This window comes from Mesorhizobium ciceri WSM4083, from assembly GCF_000519305.1.
In the GTDB taxonomy this organism is placed as follows: domain Bacteria; phylum Pseudomonadota; class Alphaproteobacteria; order Rhizobiales; family Rhizobiaceae; genus Mesorhizobium; species Mesorhizobium ciceri_B.
The window spans coordinates 1,579,662-1,586,967 of record NZ_KI912610.1; the positions used below are offsets into that span (position 1 = coordinate 1,579,662).

The 7,306-nt window shown below is 64.6% G+C and carries 7 protein-coding genes; 4 read left to right on the forward strand and 3 right to left on the reverse strand.

The genetic code is table 11. The features are described 5' to 3' along the window. Positions 1–186 precede the first annotated feature (186 nt). The 4 genes from MESCI2_RS0133715 (at position 187) to MESCI2_RS0133730 (ending at position 5,431) form a co-directional block, all read left to right on the forward strand. Positions 187–1,491 (forward strand): M24 family metallopeptidase, encoded by a 1,305-nt coding sequence (locus MESCI2_RS0133715; protein WP_027040343.1) that lies wholly within the window; start codon positions 187–189, stop codon positions 1,489–1,491. A 253-nt stretch (positions 1,492–1,744) separates the two neighbouring features. Next, positions 1,745–2,425 (forward strand): isochorismatase family protein, encoded by a 681-nt coding sequence (locus MESCI2_RS0133720; protein ID WP_027040344.1) that lies wholly within the window; start codon positions 1,745–1,747, stop codon positions 2,423–2,425. Beyond that, positions 2,422–3,369, forward strand: coding sequence for an alpha/beta hydrolase (locus tag MESCI2_RS0133725; protein ID WP_027040345.1), 948 nt, complete (start codon positions 2,422–2,424; stop codon positions 3,367–3,369). The genes MESCI2_RS0133720 and MESCI2_RS0133725 overlap by 4 nt, the downstream gene beginning before the upstream one ends. 421 nt (positions 3,370–3,790) lie before the next feature. Next, positions 3,791–5,431 carry an ABC transporter substrate-binding protein gene (locus tag MESCI2_RS0133730; RefSeq protein ID WP_027040346.1) on the forward strand — a complete coding sequence of 547 codons (1,641 nt, stop codon included), beginning with the start codon at positions 3,791–3,793 and terminating at the stop codon, positions 5,429–5,431. A gap of 508 nt (positions 5,432–5,939) precedes the next feature. Here MESCI2_RS0133730 and MESCI2_RS1000000138660 read toward each other — a convergent pair. The 3 genes from MESCI2_RS1000000138660 to MESCI2_RS0133745 form a co-directional block, all read right to left on the reverse strand. Beyond that, positions 5,940–6,452 carry a hypothetical protein gene (locus tag MESCI2_RS1000000138660; RefSeq protein ID WP_027040347.1) on the reverse strand — a complete coding sequence of 171 codons (513 nt, stop codon included), beginning with the start codon at positions 6,450–6,452 and terminating at the stop codon, positions 5,940–5,942. A 276-nt stretch (positions 6,453–6,728) separates the two neighbouring features. Further along, positions 6,729–6,995 (reverse strand): hypothetical protein, encoded by a 267-nt coding sequence (locus tag MESCI2_RS0133740; protein WP_027040348.1) that lies wholly within the window; start codon positions 6,993–6,995, stop codon positions 6,729–6,731. Positions 6,996–7,098: 103 nt separating this feature from the next. Then, a partial coding sequence (locus tag MESCI2_RS0133745) for a transposase domain-containing protein (protein ID WP_027040349.1) occupies positions 7,099–7,306 on the reverse strand: 208 nt, incomplete at its 5' end.

Genomic DNA, 7,306 nt, shown 5'->3' on the forward strand with positions numbered 1-7,306 from the left:
GCATCGAAACTGCCAATCTCCCCCCTTGAGGGGGAGATGCCCGGCAGGGCAGAGAGGGGCGCCAAAGATCGCGACGTAACCGATTAGCCAGCGGCATCCCGCACAACACATGCGGTTTTCCGCACAATCCATCCGCCCCGCCTGCGCCATGCTCCGACCTTGCAACCCAGCCAAGGCCGTACCCCCATGAGCATCGTCGTATTCGACCCCGACAGCACCGAGGACGTGGACTTCAAGGACCGCATGCGCCATCCCGCCGCCGCCGATCCGGCCGGCGGCATGTGGCTGTCGGACACCGAGCCGTCCTTCATCGATGCCGACGCGCTGCGCAAAGGCCGGCTGGCGAAACTGCGCGGCTGGATGCGCGAGGCGGGCTATGGCGGCGTCGTGTTGTTCGATCCCTACAACCAGCGCTACGCCACCGGCTCGCGCAACATGTTCGGCTATTTCCTGCGCAACTCGACCCGCTATTTCTTCATCCCGACCGACGGGCCGATCGTGCTGTTCGAATATCCGCAGAGCTACCATGTCTCGATGGTGCTCGACACGATCGACGAGGCGCGTCCTTCGAAGTTGGTCTGGTCGTCGGTGTCGGGCCGCGACGACGAGACCGCCGGCCCCTTCGCCGACGAGATCGCCGAGCTTTTGAAGCAGCATGGCGGCGGTTCGATGAAGCTCGGGCTCGACCGCTGCAGCCATCTGCAGGCGCTGGCGCTGGAAAAGCGCGGCTGTGAGGTCAGGGATTGCCAGGGCGAAATCCTGGCGGTGCGCGCGGTGAAGACGCCAGAGGAAGTGAAATGCCTGCAGGTGTCGATGGCCGGCGCCGAGGCCGCCGTCTATGCGGTGCGCGAGGCGATCAAGCCCGGCGTCTCCGAAAACGACCTGTTCGCCATCATGTATGGCGAGGTCATCCGCCAGGGCGGCGAGTTCATCGAGACGCGGCTGCTGACATCAGGCCAGCGCACCAACCCATGGTTCAACGAGGCCAGCGGCCGCAAGATCCGGCCCGGCGAACTTCTGGCGCTCGATACCGACACGATCGGCTGCTACGGCTATTATTCCGATTTCTCGCGCACCTTCCGCTGTGGACCAGGCAAGCCAACGCCCTACCAGAAATCGCTCTACCGCATGGCGCACGACCAGGTTCAGCACAACATTTCGATCGTCAAACCCGGCATGGCCTTCCGCGAGATTGCCGAAAAGGCGTGGAAGATCCCCGACCGTTTCGTCGACCAGCGCTACACCTCGGTCATGCACGGCGTCGGCATGCATGGCGAAACGCCCTTTATCGCGCATTCCATGGACTACGAGACCTATGGCCGCGACGGCCATATCGTGCCAGGCATGGTGGTGAGCGTCGAAAGCTATATCGGCGAAAAGGGCGGCCGCGAGGGCGTCAAGCTGGAGGACGAAATCCTGATCACCGAGACTGGTACCGAACTGCTGTCGCGCTTTCCCTATGAGGATGAGTTTCTGGAGACGCAGGTTTGATGCGGGCTACCAATGAGCGCCTCGTTCCCTGGCGCCCCCCTCTGTCGTGCCGGACATCTCCCCCTCAAGGGGGGAGATTGGCAGCGTCGCCTGCGGCGCTTTTTCCTGCAGCTCTGGTGATTGGCGAAGGCATTCGCGACGGCCGATCTCCCCCCTTGAGGGGGAGATGCCCGGCAGGGCAGAGGGGGGCGCTGTCCCGCCGGCATACGGAAAAGTCTTTGACTGCCTCGACCATGCATCACCAAGGCGCCGCATGAGAACCCCCATCGCCATCAAACCCGGCACCGTGGCCGCGATCTTCATCGACCTGCAGGAAGAGCACCGGCAGGACCCGCGCTACCTGGTCGAGGGCTTCAGCAGCATCCTCGCCAACGTCCAGCGCCTGCAAGCAGCGGCGCGGCAAAACCATGTGCCGATTTACCACTGGGCCTACATCGTCGATCTCGACAGCCAGGACCGGCCGTTTCATCCGGTCGGTGAGGACGGCAAGTCGGCCTTTTCCGACAAGAGCGACCCGCTGACCGAGATCTGCCATGAGGTGGCGCCGGCCAATGGCGAGGCGCTGCTGATCAAGGCCGAGGCCAGCGCCTTCCGCACCGGGCCGGCGGCGCGTGACATCAAGTCTTCAGGCATCGAATGGTTGGTGGTATCCGGCGTCTGGACCGAGGCCTGCATCGACGCGTCGGTCAAGGATGCGGTGGCCAAAGGCTTTCGCGTGCTTTTGGTCAAGGATGCCTGCGGCAGCGGCAGCGCGGCCATGCACCAGACCGGTATCCTCAACCTCGCCAACCGGCTCTATGGCGGCGCCGTCACCGACACCGACGGCGCCTGCCGGCTGCTGGCCGGCGAGACCGTCACCGCCTGGCAGGTCGAAGGTTCGGTGCCGCTGCGCTTCTCCTTCGACAACGCGGCCGCGCTCTACGCCGATCTATGACGCGCGGCCCCTACGAAACCCGGCTCGACCCGGCCCTTTGGGCCTATATCGACGCGGTCAACGCCTGGTATCCGCCCGAAATCATCGGCCTGCCGATCGACAAGCAGCGCACCGTCTATGACAGGATGAGCCGCGCTTTCCACCAGGGCCGCCCGGCAGGCGTCAAGGCCAGCGACGGCCTGGTCACTGCGGCCGGCCGCGACATCCCGGTCCGCCGCTACCGGCTTGCCGGCACGGCCGCGAAGGCGATGGTGATCTACTACCACGGCGGCGGCTTCATCCTCGGCGGGCTCGAAAGCCATGACGACATCTGCGCCGAGCTCTGCGCCGGCACCGGTTTCGACGTGCTGTCGGTGGACTACCGGCTGGCGCCCGAGCATCTTCATCCCGCCGCCTTCGACGATGCGGTGGCCGCCTTCGAATGGGCAGCGGCAATTACCGATCTGCCGCTGGTGCTGTGCGGCGAAAGTGCGGGCGGCAACCTCGCCGCCGCCGTGGCGCAGGCGACGCGCCGCCACGCCAGCGCTGCCATTGGCCAGGTGCTGATCTACCCCGAGCTCGGCGGCGACGAGCGCGCCGGCTCCTATATCGAGCATGCCGAGGCACCGCTGCTGTCGGTGGCCGACATCGCCTTCTACCGCGACGTCCGCTCGGCCAGGCGGCAATCACCTGACGATCCGACTTTTGCGCCGCTGCGCGACCGCGATTTTTCCGGCCTGCCGCCAACGGTGATCGTGTCAGCCGAGTGCGACCCGCTGTCGTCGGACGGCGAAACCTATCGCGACCGCATTGTTTCTGCCAGCGGCAAGGCATGGTGGCACGAGGAGCCGAGGCTGGTGCACAGCTTCCTGCGCGCACGCAGGACGGTGCCGGCGGCGGCGGAAGCGTTTGCGCGGATTGTTGGTGCGGTTGGCGCGCTGGGTAGGGGTGAGTGGCCGTATTGAGTAGCTGACGGCGGCGCGCCAATCTCCCCCCTTGAGGGGGAGATGCCCGGCAGGGCAGAGGGGGGCGCTGTCCCGCCGACTTCTCAGCCAAGTTCGGCAGTGCTCTCGAATGGATATTGAATAATCAGGACACCGAAGGTTGCGCTCTACGGCGCCCCCCTCTGCCCTGCCGGGCATCTCCCCCTCAAGGGGGGAGATCGGCTGTATCTCCCCCTGCGGAGCGCCGCACAATCACTGCGGATTCCCGAACACTCCCCCGCGTCACCCCGCTCTATCATTCGCCTGCTCAGGCAACGGCGTCCCGGCGGCCGCGTCCGCCCCCGCGTCTGTCGATCGGCCGGGGCGATTTTTCTGTGCATGCCGTTGTCCCAAAACCGCTGGGCGCTTTTGGGCGGCATGCATCAACAACAGGGGAACGACGATGAACTTCATGCTGACCGACCGCAAACTCCACCCGCAAGCCAAACCCGTCGCCGATGATTTCAGGACCGGCGGCATCAACCGCCGCGAATATCTGGCGCTGATGGCCGGGCTCGGCGTCAGTGCCGCCGGCGCGTTTGCGCTGGGCGGGATCGCCCCCACCCCTGCCCGCGCGGCAGAACCGAAGAAAGGCGGCGTCCTGCGCGTTGCCATGAACGTCAAGGGCTTCAAGGACCCGCGCACCTTCGACGGCGTGGAAATGTCGAATGTCGCCCGCCACTGCAACGAATATCTGGTGCGCTGGAACACCGACTTCTCCTTCGAGCCCTGGCTGCTCGAAAGCTGGGAGGCGAGCGACGACGCCAGGACGCTGACCCTGCATGTGCGCAAGGGCATCTCCTGGTCGAACGGCGATGCCTTCAACGCCGACGATATCATTCACAACCTCACCCGCTGGTGCGACGCTTCCGTGCCGGGCAATTCGGTCGCCGCGCGCATGGGCGCGCTGGTCAATGCCGACACCAAGAAGGTCGTCGATGGCGGCATCGCCAAGGTCGACGACTTCACGATAAAACTCAATCTGCCGAAACCCGACATCTCGCTGATCGCCGGCATGGCCGACTATCCGGCACTGATCATGCACCGCTCCTATGAGGGCGACGGCGATCCCCTGAAAGCGCTTGCCATCACCACCGGTCCCTGCGAGCTGGTCAGCTGGGATGCCGAGACGGGTGCGGAGGTGAAGCGCAAGGAAAAACCCTGGTGGAAGGGCGAATTCCATCTCGACGGCATCAAATGGATCGACTACGGCTCCGATCCCAACGCCATGCTGTCGGCCTTTGAATCCGGCGAGATCGACACCGACCACGAAACCGCTTCCGACGCCGTCTCGCAGACCGAGCAGATGGGGCTGATGAACTCCGAGATCGCCACCGGCTCGACCATCGTCGCCCGCTTCAATGTCGGCAACGCGCCCTATGACGACGCTAGGGTGCGCCGCGCCGCCCAGCTCGCCGTCGACAATTCCGCCGTGCTGGCGCTCGGCCTCGGCGGCCGCGGCAAGCCCGCCGACAACCACCATGTCGGCCCCATGCACCCCGAATATGCCGATATCGGGCCGGCCAAGCGCGACGTCGACCAGTCGAAGAAGCTGCTGGCCGAAGCCGGCAAGGCCGACCACGAATTCGAGCTCATCTCCGTCGATGTCGAATGGCAAAAGAGCACCGGCGACGCCATCGGCGCGCAGATGCGCGAGGCCGGCCTGAAGATCAAGCGCACCGTGCTGCCGGCCGCCACCTTCTGGAACGACTGGAGCAAATACCCCTTCTCCTGCACCGAATGGCTGGGCCGCCCGCTCGGCGTCCAGGTGCTGGCGCTGGCGTATAAATCGGGTGCGGCCTGGAACGAGAGCGCCTACGCCAACCCCGAATTCGACACCCTGCTCGACAAGGCGCTGGCGACACCGGACGCCAAGGCGCGCAAGGAGATCATGGGCAAGATCGAGCAGAATTTGCGCGACTCAGGCATCATCATCCAACCCTACTGGCGCTCGGTCTACCGGACCTATCGGAAGGGCGTCGAAGGCTGCGAACAGCACCAGGCGCTGGAGCAGCATTTTGAGAAGGTGTGGATTGAGGGGTGAGCCTGCCGTCCTTGGGTTCCTCGCCCCCACGGGAGTGGGGGAGAGGTGGCCCGGCGAAGCCGGGACGGAGCGGGGGACGCCCTTCGCGAAACCAAAACCGCATGAAGGATAAGAGCTGGCAATAGCACCTATCAGAAGCCAAAACCTCCCAACGCCGCGCTGGCCCCTCTCCGTCCCGGCTTCGCCGGGCCACCTCTCCCCACTTCGTGGGGCGAGGAACCAAGCCGCGCCGTCCCCGGCGACTCCACTGCAAGGTTGGCGACTAGCGATGCCATCGACCACAGCGTCCTTCGCCCCGTTTACGGGGAGAAGATGGCGGCAGCCGGGGCGGCGCCAACGTTGGCCGGATGCAGCTGGAAAATGGCCGGCGCGAATGCCGGTGAGGCAGTTGCCTGAGCCCGCGCCGGCCATTTGGCGACCTGATAAGGGTCCGCCGCCCGGAGTTTTTACCGCCCCGCCGATGCCCGATCAACCAGGCCGGACGTTTGGTACGGAAGCGGACAAAGGCTCACCGCACCGCCCTCACCAAAGTCCAGATCCAGCCAACAAAGGTCAGCACCAGGAACGGATAGCCTGCGGCGGGCAGCGGCGCCGAGGTCGGCAGCAAGGGCGCGCCCCAGATAATCATGCAAGCCGAGACGACAAACAGCACGGCCGCCACGAGCGCGGTGAGCCGCATCCACAGGGCAAATGTCTTCGGCGCGCTGCTCATGACCAGTGCCGCCGCCCAAAGCGAGATGCCGCCGACATAGGAGGGCACGCTGGCCTCCAGCCCCGCCGCATTGCCCGCCATCAGCAGGGTCTCTCCGGCCAGGAAGGTCAGGAAGCCCGCGGCTACGCAGTCATTGCCGAGCCGCTGATACTTCATCGTCAGCAGCGCGGTGGCGACCACGAGCGCCGCGCCGTCGATCGTCCAGAGTGTTTCGCGGAGCGCAGCGCTGGCGACGAAGGTGCCGGCGAGGCCGAAGGCGCCACCGATGGCGAGGCCGAGAGAGGCGACGGTGTCTGAGGTGGTGCGCATGTGATGTCTCCCCAAGCCCGGGAGAGAGGATACGCCAGGGTGGGGCGTTTTCAATAGGTGAGGCGGTCCGCTTGAGCGGGCGGATAGCCAAATTACGCGGCTTTCCGGACCCCTTGACGGACCGCGCCAAATATAGGAATATAATCCTTCTGGGCTGTCAAACACATTGGGGCATGAGGTGGACAAAAGAAAACGGCGCCTACCACATTGAACCGGAAATAGACCGGGAGGTAGGCGCCGTCGAGAGCCTGCTAAAAACTTACGAGGTGAATGGCATCACTGCGGAAGGTTCTGCCCAAGCCAATCGTTCACGTCTTTCTTCCCCCATCCCATATACGGTCGGCGAAGAGAGACAATGTACAGATTGTCGTTGTCATCTATGTATGGCCTAAAGCGCGCATACACTTGGTCGGCGGTTTCATTCGTAGAGATAGCATAGGACGATTCCGACAGCCTCGCCCATGAGGTGTTTTTGACCTCATCAACAATCTTGGGTCGACCAGTCTCTTTGTTGAGATCATACGTGACGATAAAAGCTGCCATTCCAACAGTTCCTTGCTCTGGAACCTTGTACGCATACGACGAAGGCCGCATGATTGGCACGCGCGCGTGTGCGCGGCGGGCTCTATGATGACGTTTCGTGAGGTCAGGCGGCCTGCTGATCGGCGGGCTTGTCGGCTTCGCGCAGGCGCTTCCATTGCCAGGGCAGTAGTTCGTGCAGACGCGAGGCGGGAAGATCGGCAATGCGGGCCAGGACGTCGGCGAGCCAGGCTTTCGGGTCGACGTCGTTGAGGCGTGCCGTGGTGATGAGGGTAAGCATGACGGCGGCACGGTCGGCGCCGCGCGGGGAACCG